Annotated in this window: 20 protein-coding genes; 13 read left to right on the forward strand and 7 right to left on the reverse strand. The window is 40.6% G+C overall.

What is annotated here, in order from left to right:
• Positions 1–61 precede the first annotated feature (61 nt).
• From rplJ to FTV27_RS08640, 6 genes are all read left to right on the forward strand, one after another.
• Positions 62–568 carry a 50S ribosomal protein L10 gene (gene rplJ, locus FTV27_RS08615; protein WP_111885844.1) on the forward strand — a complete coding sequence of 169 codons (507 nt, stop codon included), beginning with the start codon at positions 62–64 and terminating at the stop codon, positions 566–568.
• Between the two features lie 48 nt (positions 569–616).
• Entirely contained in the window at positions 617–988 is a 372-nt protein-coding gene (rplL, locus tag FTV27_RS08620; protein ID WP_078189828.1) for a 50S ribosomal protein L7/L12, read from the forward strand.
• Between the two features lie 303 nt (positions 989–1291).
• The gene (gene rpoB, locus FTV27_RS08625) at positions 1292–5380 is read left to right on the forward strand and encodes a DNA-directed RNA polymerase subunit beta (RefSeq protein WP_180024736.1); all 4089 of its coding nucleotides are present in this window, start codon (positions 1292–1294) and stop codon (positions 5378–5380) included.
• A gap of 155 nt (positions 5381–5535) precedes the next feature.
• Positions 5536–9735: a DNA-directed RNA polymerase subunit beta' gene (gene rpoC, locus FTV27_RS08630; protein WP_180078031.1), complete on the forward strand. Its 4200-nt coding sequence runs from the start codon at positions 5536–5538 to the stop codon at positions 9733–9735.
• A gap of 159 nt (positions 9736–9894) precedes the next feature.
• A complete protein-coding gene (locus tag FTV27_RS08635; protein ID WP_180007039.1) occupies positions 9895–10437 on the forward strand; it encodes a hypothetical protein in 543 nt (180 codons plus the stop codon).
• A gap of 129 nt (positions 10438–10566) precedes the next feature.
• Positions 10567–10923, forward strand: a complete 357-nt coding sequence (locus FTV27_RS08640; protein WP_078192840.1) for a DNA transfer protein p32 — start codon at positions 10567–10569, stop codon at positions 10921–10923.
• 50 nt (positions 10924–10973) lie between these two features.
• On the opposite strand, the gene FTV27_RS08645 is transcribed toward FTV27_RS08640, so the two are convergent.
• A complete protein-coding gene (locus FTV27_RS08645; protein ID WP_078189823.1) occupies positions 10974–11456 on the reverse strand; it encodes a DUF4442 domain-containing protein in 483 nt (160 codons plus the stop codon).
• 128 nt (positions 11457–11584) lie between these two features.
• On the opposite strand from FTV27_RS08645, the gene FTV27_RS08650 reads away from it, so the two are divergent.
• From FTV27_RS08650 to FTV27_RS08675, 6 genes are all read left to right on the forward strand, one after another.
• Positions 11585–12460: an alpha/beta fold hydrolase gene (locus FTV27_RS08650; RefSeq protein ID WP_180078033.1), complete on the forward strand. Its 876-nt coding sequence runs from the start codon at positions 11585–11587 to the stop codon at positions 12458–12460.
• A 96-nt stretch (positions 12461–12556) separates the two neighbouring features.
• Entirely contained in the window at positions 12557–13924 is a 1368-nt protein-coding gene (locus tag FTV27_RS08655; RefSeq protein ID WP_078192837.1) for a Na+/H+ antiporter family protein, read from the forward strand.
• Between the two features lie 306 nt (positions 13925–14230).
• On the forward strand, positions 14231–14818 hold the full coding sequence (locus tag FTV27_RS08660) for an OmpW family protein (protein WP_180024739.1): 588 nt from the start codon (positions 14231–14233) through the stop codon (positions 14816–14818).
• A 157-nt stretch (positions 14819–14975) separates the two neighbouring features.
• A complete protein-coding gene (locus FTV27_RS08665; protein ID WP_078189819.1) occupies positions 14976–15323 on the forward strand; it encodes a lysozyme inhibitor LprI family protein in 348 nt (115 codons plus the stop codon).
• Positions 15324–15440: 117 nt separating this feature from the next.
• A complete protein-coding gene (htpG, locus tag FTV27_RS08670; protein ID WP_180078035.1) occupies positions 15441–17360 on the forward strand; it encodes a molecular chaperone HtpG in 1920 nt (639 codons plus the stop codon).
• 154 nt (positions 17361–17514) lie between these two features.
• The gene (locus tag FTV27_RS08675; RefSeq protein WP_078192833.1) at positions 17515–17790 is read left to right on the forward strand and encodes a hypothetical protein; all 276 of its coding nucleotides are present in this window, start codon (positions 17515–17517) and stop codon (positions 17788–17790) included.
• A 68-nt stretch (positions 17791–17858) separates the two neighbouring features.
• Here the strand turns inward: FTV27_RS08675 and FTV27_RS08680 are convergent, their stop codons facing one another.
• From FTV27_RS08680 to FTV27_RS08700, 5 genes are all read right to left on the reverse strand, one after another.
• Complete coding sequence (locus tag FTV27_RS08680) at positions 17859–19019, reverse strand: hypothetical protein (protein ID WP_180078037.1); 1161 nt, start codon at positions 19017–19019, stop codon at positions 17859–17861.
• A gap of 98 nt (positions 19020–19117) precedes the next feature.
• Entirely contained in the window at positions 19118–20566 is a 1449-nt protein-coding gene (locus FTV27_RS08685; RefSeq protein ID WP_180078038.1) for a hypothetical protein, read from the reverse strand.
• A gap of 11 nt (positions 20567–20577) precedes the next feature.
• A complete protein-coding gene (locus FTV27_RS08690; protein WP_180007056.1) occupies positions 20578–20757 on the reverse strand; it encodes a hypothetical protein in 180 nt (59 codons plus the stop codon).
• A 350-nt stretch (positions 20758–21107) separates the two neighbouring features.
• Positions 21108–21296 (reverse strand): hypothetical protein, encoded by a 189-nt coding sequence (locus FTV27_RS08695; RefSeq protein WP_180078040.1) that lies wholly within the window; start codon positions 21294–21296, stop codon positions 21108–21110.
• Positions 21297–21530: 234 nt separating this feature from the next.
• Entirely contained in the window at positions 21531–21779 is a 249-nt protein-coding gene (locus FTV27_RS08700) for a glycine zipper domain-containing protein (protein WP_078192883.1), read from the reverse strand.
• A 237-nt stretch (positions 21780–22016) separates the two neighbouring features.
• On the opposite strand from FTV27_RS08700, the gene FTV27_RS08705 reads away from it, so the two are divergent.
• The gene (locus FTV27_RS08705; RefSeq protein WP_067761311.1) at positions 22017–22217 is read left to right on the forward strand and encodes a dodecin family protein; all 201 of its coding nucleotides are present in this window, start codon (positions 22017–22019) and stop codon (positions 22215–22217) included.
• A 75-nt stretch (positions 22218–22292) separates the two neighbouring features.
• On the opposite strand, the gene FTV27_RS08710 is transcribed toward FTV27_RS08705, so the two are convergent.
• Positions 22293–22979, reverse strand: a complete 687-nt coding sequence (locus tag FTV27_RS08710; RefSeq protein ID WP_180078042.1) for a DsbA family protein — start codon at positions 22977–22979, stop codon at positions 22293–22295.
• Positions 22980–23068: the final 89 nt, after the last annotated feature.

The raw sequence follows: 23068 nt of genomic DNA on the forward strand, positions 1-23068 counted from the left end.
GAGCTAACGAATTGGGAGTGCATCTGTATAGGTGCATAAATCACCGTTAGGAGGTTTTACAATGGCTCTTCTTATCGAAGGCAAAAAACAGATCGTAGCTGAAGTAACTGAAGTTGCTTCTACTGCGTATGCTGCTGTTGTTGCTGACTATCAAGGTTTAACTGTTGAGCAATTAACTGCTCTACGTGTTGAAGCTCGTAAACTAGGTGTTGCTACTCGTGTAGTTCGTAACACTTTGGCTAAACGTGCTCTTCAAGATACTCAATTCAATATCTTGAGCGACAACCTTGTTGGCCCAACAATCTTAGCTTTCTCAACTTCTGAAGACGACATGGGCGCAGCTGCTCGTTTGTTCGAAGAATTTGCTAAAACTAATAAAGCATTTGAACTTAAAGCTGCTGCATTTGACGGTAAAGTTTATCAAGGTGCTGAAGTTAGCGTTATCGCGAACCTTCCAAACCAAGAGAAAGCGCTTACTATGCTTGCAAACGTTCTTCAAGCTCCTATTTCGAAATTGGGTCGCCTTATTACTGCGCTCAAAGAGAAAAACGAGTCAGAAGCTGCTTAAGCTTAAATCAATTTACACACCATTCAATACCCATTTGGAGTTACTCTCATGGCTTTAACAAACGAAGAAATCTTAAACGCAGTTGCTGAAAAAACTGTTCTTGAACTTGTTGAACTTATTTCTGCTTTCGAAGAAAAATTCAACGTATCTGCTGCTGCTGTAGCAGTTGCTGCTGCTCCTGGCGCTGCTGGTGCTGCTGCTGAAGAACAATCAGAATTCAACGTTGAGTTGACTTCTTTCGGTGCTAACAAAGTTGCTGTAATTAAAGCAGTTCGTGAAGCTACTGGCCTTGGTCTTAAAGAAGCTAAAGATCTTGTTGAAAGCGCTCCTTCAGTTCTTAAAGAAGGCGTTTCTAAAGAAGAAGGCGAAGAACTTAAGAAAAAACTTGAAGAAGCTGGTGCTACAGTTACACTTAAGTAATCTTAAGGGGAGTCGATTTTTTTATAATCGGCTCCAAAAAATGGCTGGTGGCCCTTGGGTCATCAGCCTTTTTGCGTTACAATAATCGGCTCGATTTTTGTTTGCATGATATAAAAATCATACAAATTAAAAATAATTTATAAAACCAAACGCTTACCAATATTTTTCAGTAAAAAATATTGTTAAGCGTTTTAATACCACTAAAAATTGCAGCATTTGTGAAAGTGGTGGCCATATCGGCCTGCGTAATTCCTTCTAAGTTCGTTCTGCAGGCGGACTTAGTTTACTTTCCGAGGACTCCAGATGGCATACTCATATACCGAAAAGAAACGGATCCGTAAGAATTTTGGTAAATTGCCCAAGGTAATGGATGTTCCGTACTTGCTCGCGATTCAAGTCGACTCGTACCGAACTTTCCTTCAAGACGGCAAAACTCCAAAAAACCGCGAAGATATCGGTCTCCAAGCCGCATTTCGTTCAGTTTTTCCTATTGAAAGTTATTCTGGCAATGCTGCTTTAGAATTTGTTGAGTATAGTCTTGGTAAGCCTGAATTTGATGTGCGCGAATGTATTCTTCGTGGCTCAACTTATGCGGCGCCAATGCGTGTAAAAATTCGTCTGATCATTAAAGATCGCGAAACTAAAACAATCAAAGATGTGCGTGAGCAAGAAGTCTACATGGGTGAAATGCCACTTATGACAGACAACGGTACCTTTGTGATCAATGGTACTGAGCGTGTAATCGTATCTCAATTACACCGTTCACCAGGTGTATTCTTTGACCACGATAAAGGCAAAACTCACTCTAGCGGTAAAGTTCTTTACTCTGCTCGTATCATTCCTTACCGTGGTTCATGGTTAGACTTTGAATTCGATGCAAAAGATCTTGTATATGTTCGTATTGACCGTCGTCGTAAATTACTTGCGACTGTTGTGCTTCGTGCCTTGGGTTATAACAACGAACAAATCCTAGACATGTTCTACGAAAAAGTACCTGTATATCTTGATATGGGTAGCTATCAAATTGACTTGGTTCCAGAACGTCTACGTGGCGAAATGGCACAGTTTGATATCGTGGGTACAGACGGTAAGACAATTGTTGAACAAGGTAAACGTATTAACGCGCGCCATGTTCGTCAAATGGAAGCAGCAGGTCTTGAAAAACTTTCTGTTCCTGATGAATACCTATATGAACGTATTGTTGCTGAAGATGTAACGTTACGTGATGGCGAAGTAATTGCTGCAAATACAGTACTAAGCCATGAAATTATGGTGAAATTGGCTGAAGGCGGCGTTAAACAATTCAACGTACTTTATACCAATGACATCGACCGTGGCCCATTCATTGCGGACTCTTTACGTGCAGATACTACAACTGGTCGTGAAGAAGCACTTGTAGAAATCTACAAAGTGATGCGTCCGGGTGAGCCACCAACAAAAGAAGCTGCTGAGAACTTATTCAACAATTTGTTCTTCTCTTCTGAACGTTATGACTTATCACCAGTAGGTCGTATGAAGTTCAACCGTCGTTTGGGTCGTCCTTACGAAGTGGGTACGGATCAGAAGTCTCGTGAAGTTGAAGGTATTCTTTCGAACGAAGACATCACTGATGTATTGAAAACATTAGTTGAAATCCGTAACGGTAAAGGTGAAGTCGATGATATCGATCACTTGGGTAACCGTCGTGTTCGTTCTGTTGGTGAAATGACAGAAAACCAATTCCGTGTTGGTCTAGTTCGTGTTGAACGTGCTGTTAAAGAACGTTTATCTCAAGCTGAAACTGATAACTTGTCTCCGCAAGATTTAATCAATGCGAAACCAGTTGCTGCTGCAATCAAAGAATTCTTTGGTTCAAGCCAGTTGTCTCAGTTTATGGACCAAAACAACCCGTTGTCTGAAATTACACACAAACGTCGTGTATCAGCATTGGGCCCAGGTGGTTTGACTCGTGAGCGTGCTGGCTTCGAAGTACGTGACGTACATCAAACTCATTATGGTCGTGTATGTCCAATTGAGACTCCTGAGGGTCCAAACATTGGTTTGATCAACTCACTTTCTGTTTATGCGAAAGCGAATGATTTTGGTTTCTTAGAAACGCCTTACCGTAAAGTTGTTGATGGCCGTGTAACGGATGACGTTGAATACCTTTCTGCGATTGAAGAAGTAGGTACTGTGATTGCACAGGCCGATTCAGGTGTAGATAAAGACGGTAATTTAACAGAAGAATTTGTTTCTGTACGTCACCAAGGTGATTTCGTACGTATGCCTCCTGAAAAAGTGACGCATATGGACGTATCTGCACAGCAGGTTGTATCTGTTGCTGCATCACTTATTCCATTCCTTGAACACGATGATGCCAACCGTGCATTGATGGGTTCAAACATGCAACGTCAGGCAGTACCTACGTTGATCGCTGACAAGCCGCTTGTTGGTACAGGTATGGAAGCAAACGTAGCGCACGACTCAGGTGTATGTGTTCTTGCGAAACGTGGTGGCCGTATTGAATTCGTCGACGCGTCTCGTGTTGTTATTCGTGTAAACGAAGACGAAATGATCGCGGGTGAAGCAGGTGTAGATATCTACAACCTGATCAAATATACACGTTCTAACCAAAACACTTGTATTAACCAAAAAGTGCTTGTAAGCCTTGGTGATCAAGTGGGTCGTGGTGACGTATTAGCTGATGGTCCATCTACAGATGGCGGTGAATTGGCATTGGGTCAAAACATGCGCGTAGCATTCATGACTTGGAACGGTTACAACTATGAAGACTCGATCTTATTATCTGAGCGTGTGCTTCAAGAAGATCGTTTAACATCCATCCACATTCAAGAATTGTCATGTGTAGCACGTGATACTAAATTGGGTGCGGAAGAAATTACTGCCGATATCCCGAACGTGGGTGAAGCAGCACTTTCTAAACTTGATGAGTCAGGTATTGTTTACATCGGTGCTGAAGTAACAGCGGGCGATATCCTTGTAGGTAAAGTAACACCTAAGGGTGAAACCCAACTTACTCCGGAAGAAAAACTTCTTCGTGCAATCTTCGGCGAAAAAGCGGCTGACGTTAAAGATTCATCTTTACGTGTATCTTCTGGTGTTAAAGGTACTGTTATTGACGTTCAAGTGTTTACACGTGATGGTCTTGAAAAAGACGAACGTGCTCAAGCAATTGAAAAAGCTCAATTAGATGCTTACCGTAAAGATTTGAAAGAAGAATTCAAAATCTTTGAAGAAGCAGCTCGTGAACGTATTGTTCGTTTGTTGAAAGGTCAAGAATCGAATGGTGGCGGTACAACTAAACGCGGTGACAAATTAACTGAAGAGTTATTGTCTGGTCTTGAGTTGGTTGATCTTATTGAAATCCAACCAGTCGACGAAGCGATTGCTGAACGTTTAACTCAAATTCAAGTGTTCTTGAAAGAGAAGAGCCTTGAAATTGACGAGAAATTTGCAGAGAAAAAACGTAAATTGTCTACAGGTGATGAGCTGACAACTGGTGTACTAAAAGTTGTTAAAGTTTACCTAGCTGTAAAACGTCGCATCCAACCGGGTGATAAAATGGCGGGTCGTCACGGTAACAAAGGTGTTGTATCAAACATCCTACCTGTAGAAGACATGCCACACGATGCAAACGGTGTTCCAGTTGATGTTGTACTTAACCCATTGGGTGTACCATCACGTATGAACGTGGGTCAGATTCTTGAAACTCACTTAGGTATGGCGGCTAAAGGTCTTGGCGATCAAATCGACAAGATGATGAAAGAGCAACGTACTGTACTTGAGCTTCGTGATTTCTTAGACAAGATTTACAACAAAGTTGGTGGCGAACAAGAAGATCTTGATAGCTTGACTGATGAAGAAATCTTGGTGCTTTCAGGTAACTTGCGTAAAGGTGTTCCTTTAGCAACACCAGTATTTGATGGTGCTGAAGAATCACAAATCAAAGAATTGTTAGAACTTGGTGGCATTTCACGTACTGGTCAAACAGTATTGTATGATGGTCGTACAGGTGAACGTTTTGACCGTCCAGTAACTGTAGGTTACATGTACATGTTGAAACTGAACCACTTGGTTGACGACAAGATGCATGCGCGTTCTACTGGTTCTTACTCTCTAGTAACTCAACAGCCGCTTGGTGGTAAAGCACAATTCGGTGGTCAGCGTTTCGGTGAGATGGAAGTATGGGCACTCGAAGCTTACGGTGCAGCATATACACTTCAAGAAATGCTTACTGTGAAGTCGGATGACGTTGAAGGTCGTACCCGTATCTATAAGAATATTGTAGATGGTAACCATTACATGGACCCAGGTATGCCTGAATCGTTCAACGTATTGACCAAAGAGATCCGTTCTTTAGGTATCAACATTGAACTGAAAAATGGTGACTAAGAATCTCCATTAAATCTCCCTAAATCCCTCTTTGCAAAAGAGGGACTTTTCCCCCTTTGAAAAAGGGGGATTAAGGGGGATTAAAATTCAGTTAAAAAACAATATTTGTGACCCAGTTGTGAAGTGAAAATCTCCACAACACACGGAGAAAAAAATTGAAAGACTTGCTCGATATCATGCGCAAAAAGACGGATTCAGACGGTCATGCTCCTGTAGAGTTTGATCGCATCCGTATTGGTCTTGCGTCACCAGAAATGATTAAGTCGTGGTCTCATGGTGAAGTTAAAAAGCCTGAAACCATTAACTACCGTACGTTCAAACCTGAACGTGATGGTTTATTCTGTGCCAAAATCTTTGGTCCAGTAAAAGATTACGAATGCTTGTGTGGTAAATACAAGCGTATGAAATACAAAGGCGTCATTTGTGAAAAATGTGGCGTTGAAGTAACAACTGCAAAAGTACGTCGTGAGCGTATGGGTCATATTGACCTTGCTTCTCCAGTTGCACATATTTGGTTCTTAAAATCACTTCCTAGCCGTATCGGTCTGCTTTTAGACATGACTTTACGTGATATCGAACGTGTATTGTATTTCGAATCATACGTTGTAACTGACCCAGGTATGACTCCACTTGAGAAATACCAACTTCTAAACGATGAAGAATACTTCACTGCTTTAGAAGAACACGGTGATGAATTCACTGCGAAAATGGGTGCAGAAGCAGTTCAAGATTTGTTGAAAGACATCGATCTTGAAGCTGAAATTTCACGTCTTCGTGAAGAAATTCCAAATACAACTTCAGAAACGAAGCTTAAAAAAGCTTCTAAACGTCTGAAATTGATGGAAGCGTTCAAAGAGTCGAACAACAAACCAGAATGGATGGTGATGAATGTACTTCCAGTACTTCCACCTGATCTTCGTCCGTTGGTTCCTCTAGAAGGTGGTCGTTTTGCGACTTCTGACTTAAACGATCTTTACCGTCGTGTAATTAACCGTAACAACCGTTTAAAACGTCTACTAGACCTTGCAGCACCAGACATTATCGTACGTAACGAAAAACGTATGTTACAAGAGTCTGTAGATGCATTGCTTGATAACGGTCGTCGTGGTCGCGCAATTACTGGTTCGAATAAACGTCCTCTTAAATCTTTGGCAGATATGATCAAAGGTAAACAAGGTCGTTTCCGTCAAAACTTATTGGGTAAACGTGTCGATTACTCTGGTCGTTCGGTAATTACCGTAGGTCCGACTTTACGTCTTCACCAATGTGGTCTTCCGAAAAAAATGGCGCTTGAATTATTCAAACCATTCATTTTTGCGAAACTACAAGCATCTGGCCAAGCGACAACCATTAAAGCTGCGAAGAAAATGGTTGAGCGTGAAACTCCAGAAGTTTGGGACGTACTTGCTCACGTAATCCGTCAACATCCAGTGATGTTGAACCGTGCGCCTACACTTCACCGTTTGGGTCTTCAAGCATTTGAACCAACCCTGATTGAAGGTAAAGCGATCCGTCTTCACCCGTTAGTTTGTGCGGCATTTAACGCCGACTTCGACGGTGACCAAATGGCGGTACACGTACCATTAACACTTGAAGCTCAGTTAGAAGCTCGTGCGTTAATGATGTCAACAAACAACATTCTTTCTCCTGCGAACGGTGAGCCAATCATCGTACCTTCTCAGGACGTTGTCTTAGGCTTGTACTACATCACTCGTGATGCGATCAATGCCAAAGGTGAAGGCATGGTGTTTGCGGATACTGACGAAGTAAACCGTGCACTTGCAACAGGTCAAGTTGATTTACACGCTCGCGTAAAAGCACGTGTACACCAAACTGTCATTGACGAAAATGGTAACCGTGAACAACAAACCATTGTTGTAGACACAACTCCAGGTCGTTGTTTACTTTGGGAAGTTGTACCTGAAGGTATGGATTTCCAACAAATCAACGTTGAGATGACTAAAAAGAACATCTCTAAATTGATCAACTCTTGCTACCGTAAATTAGGTCTTAAAGATACTGTTATCTTCGCTGACCAATTGATGTATTTGGGCTTCCGTCAAGCGACTCACTCAGGTGTGTCTGTTGGTATGGAAGACATGTTAATTCCGCCACAAAAACAAGCAATTATCGAAAAAGCTGAAATTGAAGTTCGTGAAATTGAACAACAATTCGAGCAAGGTTTCGTAACTGCCGGCGAACGTTATAACAAAGTTGTCGATATTTGGGCGCGTACAAACGACCAAGTAGCGAAAGCGATGATGGACAACTTGTCTTTCACAACTGTTAAAAACAAACAGGGTGAAGACGAGAAACAAAAATCATTCAACTCGATCTACATGATGTCTGACTCAGGTGCCCGTGGTTCGGCAGCTCAGATTCGTCAGTTAGCGGGTATGCGTGGTTTGATGGCGAAACCAGATGGTTCGATCATTGAAACACCAATTAAAGCGAACTTCCGTGAAGGTTTGACCGTACTTCAGTACTTCATTTCAACACACGGTGCACGTAAAGGTTTGGCCGATACTGCATTGAAAACTGCGAACTCAGGTTACTTGACTCGTCGTTTGGTTGACGTTGCACAAGACTTGGTAATTACTGAGCCAGATTGTGGTACTTTCGACGGTCTTGTAATGACTCCGTTCATTCAAGGTGGCGATGTCATCGAGAACTTAGGTACTCGAGTATTGGGTCGTGTACTTGCTGAAGATGCGAAGAAACCAGGTTCGGATGATGTGATTCTTCCACGTAATACTTTAATCGACGAAAAACTTGCAAACTACTTAGAAGAGCAAGGTGTCGATGAAGTGAAAGTACGTTCAGTTGTAAACTGTGAATCTACTTTCGGTGTATGTGCGAAATGTTACGGTCGTGACCTTGCTCGCGGTCACTTGGTGAATCCAGGTGAATCTGTGGGTGTAATGGCTGCTCAATCAATTGGTGAGCCAGGTACACAGTTAACAATGCGTACGTTCCACGTAGGTGGTGCTGCGAGCCGAACTTCTGCTGCTAACAGCGTACAAGTTCGTAACAAAGGTACAGTACGTTTCCACAATGTGAAAACAGTACAACACGCTAAAGGTCACTTGGTATCAACTTCACGTTCAGGTGAAATCGGTATCGCGGATGACATCGGTCGTGAACGCGAACGTTACAAAATTCCATACGGTGCTTCAATCATCATTAAAGATGGCGAAGCTGTGGAAGCTGGCGGTATCGTAGCGACTTGGGATCCGCATACACATCCACTTGTTACCGAAGTTGCAGGTAAAGTGCGTTTCAGCCAAATCGCTGATGGCGTAACTGTAACATCGAAAACTGATGATGCAACAGGTATGACGACTATTGAGGTACTTCCAGTAACTTCACGTCCAGCATCTGGTAAAGATATGCGTCCAGCTGTTGTATTGGATACAACAGATGGCGGCGAACAGTTCTACTTCCTTCCACAAAACACGATTCTGACTGTTCGCGACGGCGAAACAATTGGTGTCGGTGACGTTATTGGTCGTGTACCACAAGAATCTTCACGTACACGTGATATTACCGGTGGTCTACCGCGTGTAGCTGACTTGTTCGAAGCACGTAAACCGAAAGAACATGCGATCCTTGCTGAAATTTCAGGTATCGTAAGCTTCGGTAAAGAGACCAAAGGTAAGAACCGTCTTGTGATTACTCCGGATGATGGCTCTGAGATTTACGAAGAGCTAATTCCGAAATGGCGTACGATCAACGTGTTCGAAGGCGAGCATGTGAACCGTGGTGAAACCATTTCTGATGGTCCGCAAAATCCACACGACATCTTACGTTTGAAAGGCGAAGTTGCGCTTACAAACTACATCGTGAACGAAGTTCAAGACGTATACCGTCTACAAGGTGTAAAAATCAACGACAAGCATATTGAAGTGATCGTACGCCAAATGCTTCGTAAAGTTGAAATCACTGACGGTGGTGATACAAGCTTCATCAAAGGCGAGCAAGTGGAATACATCCGCGTTGTTCAAGAAAACCAAGCTGTGGCAGCTCAGAACAAGTTCCCAGCGAAGTTTGAACGTCAATTGATGGGTATTACCAAAGCGTCGCTTTCTACTGACTCGTTCATTTCTGCTGCATCGTTCCAGGAAACAACTCGTGTGTTAACTGAAGCTGCTGTAACAGGTAAAGAAGATGAATTACGTGGTCTGAAAGAAAACGTAGTTGTAGGCCGTCTGATCCCAGCGGGTACAGGTTTGGCATACCACTTAGAACGTCGTCGTCAAGAGTCTGAAGCTGCAGAGCTTGAGCTTCACAATGATTTCTCTGATGTAGATCAAGCATTAAGCCAAGCATTTAGCGATGAATTTAACGGTCTTTAATTAGCCTTTAAATCATTCCGAAAAGCCACCTTTGGGTGGCTTTTTTTATGCGGATGAATTGAAAATTAAAGCTTTCCTAATATTGAATTATTTCCTATAGTAAAAATAGAACATAACAAATCTCTTGATTTTTAAACTTAAACATAACGGGGTCTTTTGATGAAATTCGCACAGCAATTATTCGCAGTTTCTGCATTATTCAGCTCATTGACAGCGATTGCTGCACCTATGCCCAATTCGATTGTGGTAGAAGATAAAGCTGTAGTTCCAGTACTAAAAACAGAAGTGATTCGCCGTGTTGCAGGTCAAGAACCTGTACGGCAAGTGACTGCAACAGTGTTAGAAATGACCAATAAAGGTCAGGATATCGTGGCACGTGAAATTGAACTTTCTGATCACCAAGGTGATTTTTCTGAAAAGAAATTATCGATTCCAGTACTACAACGTGGTGGTGTCATCGTGCCGACTTCTAAAATTGAAACCAAGACTACGGTGAAGCAGGACGGTCAGATTATTCGTCAAAACACCAATATTGATGCAGAAGGTGTAGAGTTTAAGAAAGGGCAAGACCCGATTAAACGCACGCTAAAACTAGATCAGGCAACAGATCCAGAAAGCAAAGCCAAACTCTCTCATGCTGTGCTGACTGAAAATGGTGAAACCACAAAAGATTTGATGATTTTGGATGAAAACCCTGAGTGATTCGTGAGCGATTAGGCGTGGTTTTTACAAAATGCAGCATTTATGCTCCAAGCCGTAACAAGCTATGTTTAATTGTTTCATACAATGGTTTTAGAATCATAGGTATTGAAGAAGACAAGGAACATCACAATGAAAAAAGTAATGAGCGTATGTGCAGTCGCGATGATGTCGACCCTAATGCTTGCTGGTTGTGAAAGCATGTCGCCAAATGAACAACGTATTGGTGCTGCAGCTTTAGGTGGTGCCATAGGTGGTGGTGTGGGTAATAATGTCGGTGGTGGTGTAGGTGCAGCCGTTGGTGGTGGTGCTGGTGCAGCTGTCGGTAGTAAAACTCAAAACGGTTCAAACAGAAATGCCACATATAGTGGTGTAGGTGGTGCGATTGGTTCTGCAGTCGGTAAAAGTATCTTTGGTGGTAATACTGGTGCTGCGATTGGTGGTGCTATCGGTGGTGGCGCAGGTGCTGCAATTGAGCAAAATCGCTAATCCAATCCGATAAATTTGAATGAAAAGGCGCTTAAAGATAAGCGCCTTTTTTATTTGCGTGGACGGGGTTGCTTGCGACGAATGTATAGGGTTTTTTGAACTTCAGCGATACGTAAGCCTGCTTCATCAAAAATATTTAAGCTATAGTTCCGTAGTACAGGTGCGTGGTTATCTGCTAAGTTTTTAATATGATTGATTTCATTTGGGTCGAGCTGGATGTCGGCGTATACCGTTCCACGCCCGGGAGATAAAAATTGGATATTTGCCGCTTTGTCCCACACGATATAACGTGAGCCAAGGTGATGCATCAAAATCAACATATAAAATGGGTCAACCATTGAATATAGACTACCGCCAAAATGTACACCGACAATATTTTGATTTTTTCGAGTTAATGGCATTTTGACGCGAATGTGATAATTGGCGAGATCAATTTTATCAATCGAAATGCCAGCACCTTTATAAGGGGCATAATGATTGAGTAAGAATTTAGAGACAATAGGCATTGTCATTATTTTCTGGATTATGCTCATACTGGGTCAATTTTTTTTTATGCTGAACTTTGCATACTAAATGAGTTTCAAAACTGTGGCATTGATCACATTGCCCATGTTCACAAATAAAACGTCAATTCGATGGAATCGATAAAAGGACAAGAAGAATGCAACCACTAAATACGCAATGGGTGAATACCACAGATCAACAACGGCTCTATGTGAAGACATGGGGTGATGAAACTAAGCCGGCATTGGTTTTGGTTCATGGTTATCCTGATAATCAGGAAGTATGGGAACCGGTTATTGAACATCTTATTAATGAATTTTATATCGTCACCTATGACGTGCGAGGTGCAGGGCAGTCCTCTGTGCCCCGTAAAGTACGAGATTACCGTTTAGAACAACTTTCACTTGATTTAGATAGTGTGACGCAAGCGGTATTAGGCGAGCGTAGTTTTCATTTGGCCGCGCATGATTGGGGCTCTATCCAATCTTGGGAATCGGTAACTGAGCCAAAATTTCGCTCACGTATTTTGTCTTATTCAACTATTTCTGGGCCATGTTTGGATCATGCGGCATTTTTGCTCAGAAATAGCTTTAAGCATCAGCAGAAAAAATTACTCAAATTATTAAGTAAGTCATGGTACATCGGGGTATTCCAATTACCATTTTTGGCACCGACCGCGTGGCATTTTTTGAATGCTGAACGTTGGGGAAAAATTGTGAATGATTTAGAACGTACTCAAGAATTGCCTTTGAATCATAATATTCAGCATGATGGTAAACACGGTATTGCGCTTTACCGTGCTAATTTTATTCCCCGCTTAACTCAGCCTAGACAACGTCATGCGGTCTGTCCTGTACAAGCGATTGTGTTGAAACATGATAATTTTGTCAGTCCAGACTACATTAAAGAATTACCTAAATGGGTTGAGGATTTATCGGTGGTTGAAGTCAATGCCAATCATTGGGCTGTGCTGAGCCAACCCGAAAAAATTGCAGGTTACATCGCTCAATTTGCGCAATCACAGCAGCTTTAAGTAAATCTTTCAATAGTGTCAGTTTCATCGATAGGGGGCTAAATAGCGAGCAAATTCTGATAAAATATGGTTTTTTGTCAGACTCCCTTTTTTCTTATGTTTGCTATTCTTGCCGCAATTACAGTCATGTTTGGACTGTCGCTGGCACGCGTGCCTGTTGTATTTGCACTGATCATTGGTGCAGTAACAGGTGGCTTGTTAGCTGGCCTTGGTATTCATGGCACCATCGAAGCGTTTAATAGTGGCTTAGGCAACGGTGCTCAAATCGCACTTGCTTATGGCGTGTTGGGGGCATTTGCTTTGGCACTTGCGCGTTCAGGTTTGCCAGATTTACTGGCTTATCAACTCATTACTAAACTCAAAGGTAACAGTAATGTGAAAGCCCAGAATCGCGTGAAATACGTAATTTTCGCTACTATCGCTTTAGCCGCCGTATGTTCACAAAACGTGATTCCAGTGCACATTGCGTTTATTCCAGTATTAATTCCACCATTACTCAGCGTATTTAATCATTTAAAACTTGACCGTCGTTTGATTGCTTGTGTTCTGACTTTTGGTCTTGTGGCGACTTATATGCTGGTACCTTTTGGTTTTGGTGCTATTTTCCTTAATGATATTTTAGGTCAAAACATCAATACCTTTGGTAAGCCATACGGTTTCAACATCAGCTATGATCAAATTCCAACTGCTATGGCAATTCCAGTATTTGGGATGTTTGTTGGCTTATTAATTGCTGTTTTTTATAGCTACCGTAAACCACGAGAGTATGCTGACGTTCAGGTTAAGGAATCACAGCACACCATCTCATCTGATGTAAAAGCAGATGAAAATGGTAAACCACAAGTCGCTAAATTTACTTTGATTATGGCTGCGGTTGCAGTGGTTGCTACGCTTTCTGTTCAAGTCATATCTGAGTCGATGATTTTGGCCGGTCTCGTTGGTGTTGCGATCTTAAGCTGTGCAGGTATCTTTAAGTGGAAAGAAGCCGACGATGTCATTATCAGTGGTATGCGCATGATGGCACTGGTGGGTTTCATTATGATTTCTGCGCAAGGCTTTGCATCTGTGATTGAGGCTACGAATCAAGTACCAACACTGGTACAAGCTTCAGTTGAATGGATTGGAAACAGCCAAGGTTTAGCGGCATTTTGGATGTTATTAATTGGGTTATTAATTACCTTAGGTATTGGTTCTTCATTCTCAACAATCCCAATTTTGGCCATTATTTATGTACCACTTTGTATTCAATTTGGTTTTAGCCCAGCGGCAACGATTGCAATTATTGGTACAGCAGCAGCTTTGGGAGATGCAGGTTCTCCAGCATCAGACTCAACTTTAGGGCCAACATCAGGTCTTAATATGGATGGTCAGCATGACCACATGAAAGACAGTGTGGTACCGACCTTCATTCACTACAATATTCCATTAATGATCTTTGGTTGGATTGCCGCAATGGTACTCTAAAAAATTTTCAAAGATAAATAAGAAGGCGATTATATAATCGCCTTTTTTGTTATTTAATTCTGAGGGTTTTGGTTGGATTAAAATAATTCATTTTATTAATTCTGATTAAAAAGGTTGGTATATTATGAATAATAAATTAATTATAACGGTGAAAATATAAAACCAAGCATTGCACTATGATTAAAATAAATATATTTAATTAATAATAACTTATATAATAATGTAATAAATTATTAAATAATGTTATTGCATAATTTTAATACTAATGTTTAATATTAATTATTCATTCTAGAAGGTTGTTTAAAAATGTTAAAACAAGCTGCTCTTATTGCATTATTGGGTATGTCTGCATCAGCTATGGCTGGTCAATGGCAGGTTAAAGTTGGTGGTTCTGTAATTTCTCCAACAGGTGACACTGAAACCGCATTAGGTACAGTAAAAGCGGATGATGAGTTAGCATTTACACCATCGGTTGAATATTTCTTTAATGACAACATTTCAGCTGAATTACTTTTAGCTACTCCAATTGGTCATGATGTACTTTTGGATGGTGATAAAGCTGCTAAAATTAAGCATCTTCCACCGACAATTACTGCAAAATATAACTTTAAAAATTCAACACGCTTTACACCATATATTGGTGTAGGTGGTACAGCATTTGTTGCTTGGGATGAATCTGGCGCGGCTAAAAATGTAAAAGAAGATTTTGGTTTTGCAGGTCAAGTCGGCTTTAATTACCAACCAGCTGATGCGAAAAACTGGGGTGTATACTTCGATGCTCGCTATGCTCAATTAAGCCCTGAAGTGACTTTAATTGATGAATTAGGTGGCGGTAAATTCGATTTAGATATCGATCCTATGGTGTATACAATTGGTTATAGCTACAAATTCTAAGCTGTAGCTAATTTTAAAACCCTGTCGAATGGCAGGGTTTTTTTATGCAGCATATTCCATCCATCAGTTGATCGAATTGAACAAATAGGCAATAGAAAATTTAGGTAGAACTGTTAGAGTCGAGATAAATCAGCAAGTTGGAAGAAGAGAAAAGACGATGAAAAAAATTATTCAGGGTATGCTGGTCTTGGGCAGTGCTTATTTTATTTCGACAAGTTATGCCGCAAGTTTTGATTGTAAAAAGGCGAAAACCATTACCGAACATGCGGTTTGTGATAACCGGAGTATTAATGATGCCGATGTCAAAATGGCCACGACCTATACGATTATTCGTCATTTAGTTCCCATGGGGACACGTGGTGCAATTCAAGATCAACAAATAAAATGGCTACAACTACGCGATCAGTGCCGTGACAATGTCAGTTGTTTAAGTGATGTATATAAAATGCGGCAGCAAAAACTGGATCTCTACATGGACCGCGTTTATAAACAAGGACCTTTTTAAACCTTAAAATTTAGTGCGACAGAATAAAAATTTTCCATTCACACTATTGAAAAATAGTGAAGTCCCTCCATTCATATAGGCAATTGATAATTTTACTCAGTATGAACGGAGAGACTGATGAGCGAACAACAATCTCAAAAACACAGCTTCCAAGCGGAAGTGGCTCAGTTACTGCATTTAGTAACACATTCTTTATATTCAAATCCTGAAATTTTCCTTCGTGAGTTAGTATCAAACGCATCTGATGCCTGTGATAAATTACGTTTTGAAGGGATTAACCATCCTGAATATTATGAAAATGATCCAGATTTACATGTGCGTATTCATTTAAATAAAGAGCAGAAGACAATTACCATTTCGGATAATGGTATTGGTATGACACAACAAGAAGCGATTGATCATTTGGGTACGATTGCTAAGTCTGGTACTAAAGATTTTATGTCGAAGCTTACGGGTGATCAAAAGTCAGATGCACAATTGATTGGTCAATTTGGTGTGGGCTTCTATTCAGGTTTTATTGTTGCTGAAAAAATTACAGTGGAATCACGTCGTGCTGGGGTAAATGCCGCTGAAGGGGTACGTTGGGTTAGTAATGGTACAGGTGAGTTTGATGTAGAGCCAATTGATAAGGCTTCACGTGGAACCGACATCATTTTGCATTTACGCGAGGATGCTTTAGATTATTTAGATCGTTACAAAGTTAAGCAGATTATTAATAAATACTCTGATCATATTAGTTTGCCAATTGAGATGCAGAAAGAAGTTTGGCAACAAGAGGAAGCTGCAGAAGGCGAAGAAGTAAAACCTGGTCAATATGTACTGACGGATGAATGGGAAGCGATTAACTCAGCAAGTGCATTATGGACGCGTAATAAAAATGAGATCAGTGAAGAACAATATACTGAGTTTTATAAAAACCTGAGCCATGATTTTGAAGCCCCGCTTGCATGGACACACAACCGTGTAGAGGGAAGTACGGAATATACACAGTTACTTTATATTCCATCTCGCGCACCAAGCAATATTTTCACACGTGAAGCTAAAGCAGGAATTAAGCTGTATGTGAAACGTGTATTTATCATGGATGATGCGGATAATTTGATTCCAAATTATTTACGTTTTGTTCAAGGTGTGGTTGATAGCGCAGACTTACCACTTAATGTAAGCCGTGAATTATTACAAGAAAGTCGCGACGTTAAAACGATTCGTGAAGGTAACGCCCGCCGTATTTTAACGGTGCTAGATGGTTTGGCGAAATCTGAAGATGTTGCTGATCAAGAGAAGTTTGCAAAATTCTACGCTGAGTTTGGTTCAGTCTTAAAAGAAGGCTTAGGCGAAGACATGGCGAATCGTGAGCGTATTCTAAAATTATTACGCTTTGCTTCGTCAAATAATGATGAAGTGAAAACATCATTTGCAGACTATAAAGCCAATATGAAAGAAGGCCAAAAGGCAATTTACTATGTGACTGCTGATAGTTTAAATGCTGCGAAAAACTCACCACAACTTGAATTGTTCAAGAAAAAAGGTATCGAAGTGCTGCTCATGACTGAACGAGTGGATGAGTGGGCGATGGAATTTGTTTTTGAGTTTGATGGAACACCATTACAGAATGTATCGAAAGGTGCAGTTGATTTGGGTGATCTACAAGATGCTGAAGAGAAAAAAGCACTTGAGGAAGCTGCTGAGCAGTTTAAACCTGTTGTTGAAAAACTGTCGGATGCGTTAAAAGATAAGACCTCTGAAGTGCGTGTAACAACACGTTTAGTGGACTCTCCTGCGTGTTTGGTGGTTGCTGAGGGTGAGTTGTCACCGCAACTGGTTCGTATGCTGAAACAAGCAGGCCAAGCGGTACCTGAATCAAAACCAGTCTTGGAAATCAATCCATCCCATCCGTTGGTACAAAAATTAGAAAGTTCGGTGCAGTTTGATGACTTAGCAAATGTTATTTTTGATCAGGCGTTGATTGCTGAAGGCGGTTTACCCGAAGATCCTGCCCAATACATCAAACGGATTAACAGCTTATTGCTGAAGTAACGGTAGATATGAAATGAACCTCCTTCGGGAGGTTTTTTTATTTGGTTTTTCGATAGAGCACATGAATAAAAACGCCCATGTTTTAATCTTTGAAATAAATTAAAAATAAGTAATTAATCTATAATAGCGATCGTTAAGTATTGGGAATCTTAAGATGAAAATTTTAGTGATCGCTGTAATGGGCTCGCTGCTGTCTATGGGCCTCATGCAATCTGCTCAGGCAGACAGCGCTAAGCAAAAAATGGTGCGTAATGACCGTGTGCAGGTTTCAAAGCAGATCGCACAATACGATATCAACCCTTTTGTTGATAGTCGCCGTGTGATGCGAAATGATCGTGTTCAGTATAGTTTTCCTAAAGTGAAAAAAGTCGCTGAAAAACAGCCAAGTATTGTACGTAATGATCGTGTACGTGTGATTAAGAAAAATTGAAGCTGAGTTATTTAAAAAAAGCCCATCCTGTTGAGATGGGCTTTTTATTCGCTGTGAAATAGCGGGTTCTAGAACAAGGCTTCAAGGCGCACTAAAGCGCCCACAAAGTGGCTTTTATCGTCACGATGGTTGTTGAGGTAGTTGAGATCACCTTGGATATAAAACCATTCGCGCAGAAAGGGCTGTCGCCATGATACATAGGGTCCCCAACTGTTTAAACGCAGTTGATCGTTATTGTAAAAACCACCTGTATATAGGCCGTAGTTGAATCGGTTACCTTTAAAAAATTGGTGTTGGCGGTAACTGAAGTTATCCCATTTCAGATCATCATCCTGTGCATCTGCATAGGTCAGGTTGAATTGGCTTGAAATAAAGGGTTGGCCTGGACGGGCATGGGTTAATTCTAAATTGGTTCTTAGATAATTTTTACTATCGATACCATAACGATAAATTTGTTCGGCTAAAAAACTGTAATCATTGTCGAGTTGCCATTTTTTAGCTGCTTTTAAGCGGACATATAGGTCATCACCAGAACGTAAACCGAGATCAACGTCAGTTTCGAAGGGCAGTCGATCTGAAATTTCTGACCAACGTAAAGCCAGTGAACTGTTATCTTCACGGGTTTGCTTATTGTCATAATTTTTATCACTACGCCCCGCAGGGTTTTCATTGGTAATTGCAGCATTATTTTCTAATTCATTATCAAGTGAGTCATCACCAAAGACCACACTCAATTTTTTTTCTAAAGTGGGAAGCTTAATTTTACCGCGAATACGTGGCTTAATTTCGTATTCATCGTGCTTATTCCAACTGTTGTCTAAAATCACCCTAAGGGTAGCATTGGCTGGTTTATCAGGCTCACTTTGCCCAAACCAGTTATCCATGCGAACGGCCGTTCGATCTGCCCAATTTCGGACTTTCTTCTGTTGTCGATCGGTCCAGCTATTATTTTCCGTTTGTTCTATTGTCGGAACAATGGGGTGATCTGATTGTTCAGGTAAGAAGGTCGGTGTTGCATCAATCCAACGTGGAATTTGATCTAAAAAATCATAGGTCTTTGGCGTGATATACGATGAATTTTGGTCAGTTTCAGGCACATCCTGCGAATGTTCACCCTCAGTTTCATTGACGACAGCATCAGTTTCATTGGCCCAAGCAACTTGATACATCAAGCTCATTGATGCGGAAAAAAGCAAAGTCCGAATAAAGTACTGTTGTTTTTTATGCATATGTTTTGGCTCTATTTAATTATCATCTGAGTATCCTGCATCTGTAGTTTTGTTATTTTTATCGGATAAATGCAAGCCAAACTACAAAATAAATGCAATTAATCTTCGGTCATTTGCTTAAGTGCTTGATAAAGCGAAATCACATCAATGGGTTGAGGCAATTGTTGGATCACATTTTGGATGCTTTGCCAATTTAAACCTTGCTGTCGATGGAGGATCAAATAGGGAAGGGCTTGTTCGGGACGCAAGAGTGCCATGCGTTTTTGACCGTGGATTAAACGTATTTTTTGACGTTCTTGTAATAATAACAGCGGGGTATGTAGCGTCGGTTCAGGTTCATCAAAATGAATGAATTTTTGCGTATGAATTAACTGTGCCGGGATAAATGGATAATAGTCGTTTTGCGACCAAATTATTTCAGCCTGCTGAGACTGTTGATAGAGCTGATCAGGTGCAGCACAGAGTTGCTCTAGATTGTCCCATGTCATGACTTTAATCGCGGCAATTTCATGTTGATGTTGTTGGCAAAACAGTTGAGAGAGTCGAATGGCTTCCATTTGCGTTTGTGCACCAAACAACAAGAGATATTTGATGAAGCGACCTTCGGTATTGATTTGCTCTGCTAAATACAGTGGCTGGTTTTTCCAATCTGTACCATCTGTCGTATGCAATAGAACATCAAGTTGCGTTGTGAGTTCAGGCTGATCTATAAACTGCAATTCATACAAGGCCAATTGCGCATCGATGTTTTGCAGCGTTTGAACGCGAGCGGTATATTGAGCGATTTGAACCTGTTCAGGAAGTTCAACGCCTGCCATTGTCGAGTTGAGATTTTCCTCCGATGGGGCATGTGTTGGCTGCTCAATTAGAACAAGAGGAACGGTATCAGGTGCAGAAAGCTCTGGTTTATTTGTATTTGAGTTATCAAGCAACGTATCTGCTTCATTGATTTGCTTATCGCAATGATCTAGATCGACAGATCCGTCTTTATTTATCGCTTCAATTGGCAGTAGGGCATTCACACTTGCTGCAACATTGTTTGGTGCTGTGCTGACTTCTTCTTTTAGGCGTACGGCATGTAGACGTAGATCAGTATCACTGATTAAACATTTATATAGCTGTTGTTGTTCAATTAACCAATCATAGCATTCGCTAAAATTGCCCCATTCACTGAGTAAAGCCGTGCGCTGTTTGGCTGGAATCATCCACACTTGCCAACCTAATTCATGGTCATGCAGCAAGGCCCAACCCATCTCTGGATATTGATATAAAGCATTTTCAAGTGCAGCATCATGGTTAAAATAGCCACGAAATAACAATGAATATGGCGTTTGTTTGGAAAATTCAGTTGCAGCCATTTGTGGCTTAGTTAATGCACGATAACTTAATATTTGCTTTTGAAAAATCGGTTCATCGCATAAGGCAAAAATTTCATGAATCCGACGTTTAGAAAGCGCAGTTTCATAAAAACTCAAAGCACGGTGTTCAAGTTGATGGGTCAGTACATGGATTTCTTTTATTAATTGTACTTTCTCTTGTAGATTCATTTGTCCGCTTCCTAAAGGACTTTTTGTGCTTTTTCTAAATATTTAGCCAATACAATATTGGTTGCAAGTTCTACTAATTTATATTCAGCCGAATTCGGGTTTCGATATGTATTGGCCAATTCAATCAGGTGTTCAATATCGATAACCTGCGGTGAAATTTTTCCTTGTATCAGTGCCTGAAGTTCTTGCATAGGACAATGTAAATTTAAAAATAAAGAAGTCGATTAGTTCATTTGATTATAGAGATTTCATTAAAAAAAACATGGAAATAAATGTCAGCTTCTACAAATTAAGCGTTAAATATGACAATTAATGCGCATTTTGTTTAAAAATAATACCAAATCATTAGCTTAAAGATAGGTTTTGCAAAAGATATAGCGGTATGGTTTGATCAATTTTTTTGAAGTCATCATCAGCGATCGAGCGCTTTTAGATGTTCATTTTTAATGTTAAGTAAAGAATAAAGCCCAAATAAAAGGCACAAAAAATAAAAAACCGATGGTGGGAGCCATCGGTTTTTTATGGAAAAATCAGCTAAAAATTAAGCTTTTTTTTCTGTGTTTGTTATAACTTCAGTTGTATCAGCAGCTGGAGCTTGGCTCTCTGCATTGGCAGTTTCAGCAGTTACAGCTTTTTTTACTGGAAAATCTGGTACGTAAACGATTTGTGCAGAAACAGTTGCAGAAAGCGCCATCACAGCAACAACCATAGCATATTTGATTGCGTTCATTTGTGTATTCCTATCAATCATTAGTAACTCAAAAATTGAGTCAGGGAGAAAATTAATCACTTGAATTTATGTGAAAATAATATCAAAAAATAATCAATTAAAAATGATCGATTCGGCAACGCAAGATAAACGGTATGAATTTTTATTTATATAAAACAGTCTATTAGAGTTATTGCTCTAGAGTTTTTAGTGGCTGAGTGACAGCGGCGTATCACTCAGATATAGATGAAAAATCTATGAATGTTTGGCACATTTCTTTTCATAGACTTTGCCTGCGATACCACCGATAATGGCACCACTAATCGTACCAAAAACAGGCAAAATACTGCCTGCAACAGCGCCGATCGCAGCACCTTTGACGGTCGGAGAAAAACGTGAGAGAAAGCTATTCTTCCCTGTTTGGGACTCATTGGTGGTTGTTTGAGGGGGTGTATTGGTAGATAGTTCGGTTTCAGCAGAAGTTGCTTGAGGTTCAATAGTCATGACATTACTCCCGAGCATGATCGTTAGAAGAATGAAGCTTTTAGCCTAATCGGTAGTGGCCTTGGCTTAAACAGAAAGCATGTAATAAATGATGGTCAGTTTGTAATCCCTCGAAGTGGAATTCACTCCTGTGTAAGACATGTAATATTTTGCTGTTTTGATGTTTAAAAAATAACCAAAATAAGTGACTTAATCATATGATGAAGATTCAAAATCATAACAATGAGGATAAATACAATGTCTGTTGCTAAAGTCGTTGAAGTAAATGCAAGTAGCACAAAAAGTTTTGAAGATGCGATCCAAACGGGAATTAATAAAGTCACTGAAACCGTAAAGAACGTTCAGGGTGCATGGATTAATGAACAAAAAGTTGTGGTGAAAGACAATAAAATTGCGGAATATCGAGTGAACTTAAAAATCAGCTTCTTGGTGGAATAAGTTTCATTTTATTGATGTTAAAAACTGATCATAAAAATCCCCGAAGTTCGGGGATTTTTGATTGAACGCGCTGAATTATTTTTCAGGTGTTTCACAGCTTTCATCATTACAGACAGGTGTAGGAGCAAGCTCAGGGAGTTCCGCAGCTTTGTCCATCACTTTTTTAAATACATCTTTCGGTTGAGCGCCTGCTAAAGCAATGCGTTGCTCAAATACAAAGAACGGTACACCCGTAACTTTAAGTTGATCGCGTGCTACTTCTTCGTCGTATTTGACGAAATCAGCAAATTCATCTGAGTCTAATAAGTCATCGACTTCAACAGGGTTTAGACCAATACGAGATGCAACGTCTTCTAAGGTTTCACGTTCACCAATGGCCAAGCCTTGCGTCATATAGCTATAGAAGAAAGCTTCTTTGGCTTCACTGCCGAGACCTTTGCTTTGTGCAAGATGAATCAAGCGGTGCGCGTTGAAAGTATTGCCTGAATTGGCTTTTTGCCAGTTAAATTCAATACCTTCAGCTTTCGCCATTTCGGCAATATTGCGCTGCATTTCTTCAACTTCTTCAATAGTGCGGCCATATTTTTGAGCTAGACGTTCAGTATTAGAAATTTCTAGGCGAGCGGGCGCATCTGCATCAAGTTGATAGCTATGCCAAAACACTTCAAGCTCTACACCCGATTCTTCGGCAGCAGCTTCAAGGCGTTTTTTCGCAATATAACAAAATGGGCAAACCACGTCTGACCAGATATCTACACGCATGGGAAATCTCTTTTCTATGTTCTGGGAAAATGATGGGGGCAAATCCTAAAATTTAAAGCCAAGCAATGCAATCCATTTTTGTTTTGATC

Origin of the sequence: Acinetobacter sp. YH12251 (assembly GCF_013417465.1) — a bacterium.
Lineage (GTDB): Bacteria > Pseudomonadota > Gammaproteobacteria > Pseudomonadales > Moraxellaceae > Acinetobacter > Acinetobacter amyesii.

Bases quoted from the DNA above. Each gene is read 5' to 3' on its own strand.
- rplJ (WP_111885844.1), top strand. From the start codon at position 62: ATGGCTCTTCTTATCGAAGGCAAAAAACAGATCGTAGCTGAAGTAACT.
- rplL (WP_078189828.1), top strand. From the start codon at position 617: ATGGCTTTAACAAACGAAGAAATCTTAAACGCAGTTGCTGAAAAAACT.
- rpoB (WP_180024736.1), top strand. From the start codon at position 1,292: ATGGCATACTCATATACCGAAAAGAAACGGATCCGTAAGAATTTTGGT.
- FTV27_RS08635 (WP_180007039.1), top strand. From the start codon at position 9,895: ATGAAATTCGCACAGCAATTATTCGCAGTTTCTGCATTATTCAGCTCA.
- FTV27_RS08640 (WP_078192840.1), top strand. From the start codon at position 10,567: ATGAAAAAAGTAATGAGCGTATGTGCAGTCGCGATGATGTCGACCCTA.
- FTV27_RS08645 (WP_078189823.1), bottom strand. From the start codon at position 11,456: ATGAGCATAATCCAGAAAATAATGACAATGCCTATTGTCTCTAAATTC.
- FTV27_RS08650 (WP_180078033.1), top strand. From the start codon at position 11,585: ATGCAACCACTAAATACGCAATGGGTGAATACCACAGATCAACAACGG.
- FTV27_RS08655 (WP_078192837.1), top strand. From the start codon at position 12,557: ATGTTTGCTATTCTTGCCGCAATTACAGTCATGTTTGGACTGTCGCTG.
- FTV27_RS08660 (WP_180024739.1), top strand. From the start codon at position 14,231: ATGTTAAAACAAGCTGCTCTTATTGCATTATTGGGTATGTCTGCATCA.
- FTV27_RS08665 (WP_078189819.1), top strand. From the start codon at position 14,976: ATGAAAAAAATTATTCAGGGTATGCTGGTCTTGGGCAGTGCTTATTTT.
- htpG (WP_180078035.1), top strand. From the start codon at position 15,441: ATGAGCGAACAACAATCTCAAAAACACAGCTTCCAAGCGGAAGTGGCT.
- FTV27_RS08675 (WP_078192833.1), top strand. From the start codon at position 17,515: ATGAAAATTTTAGTGATCGCTGTAATGGGCTCGCTGCTGTCTATGGGC.
- FTV27_RS08680 (WP_180078037.1), bottom strand. From the start codon at position 19,019: ATGCATAAAAAACAACAGTACTTTATTCGGACTTTGCTTTTTTCCGCA.
- FTV27_RS08685 (WP_180078038.1), bottom strand. From the start codon at position 20,566: ATGAATCTACAAGAGAAAGTACAATTAATAAAAGAAATCCATGTACTG.
- FTV27_RS08690 (WP_180007056.1), bottom strand. From the start codon at position 20,757: ATGCAAGAACTTCAGGCACTGATACAAGGAAAAATTTCACCGCAGGTT.
- FTV27_RS08695 (WP_180078040.1), bottom strand. From the start codon at position 21,296: ATGAACGCAATCAAATATGCTATGGTTGTTGCTGTGATGGCGCTTTCT.
- FTV27_RS08700 (WP_078192883.1), bottom strand. From the start codon at position 21,779: ATGACTATTGAACCTCAAGCAACTTCTGCTGAAACCGAACTATCTACC.
- FTV27_RS08705 (WP_067761311.1), top strand. From the start codon at position 22,017: ATGTCTGTTGCTAAAGTCGTTGAAGTAAATGCAAGTAGCACAAAAAGT.
- FTV27_RS08710 (WP_180078042.1), bottom strand. From the start codon at position 22,979: ATGCGTGTAGATATCTGGTCAGACGTGGTTTGCCCATTTTGTTATATT.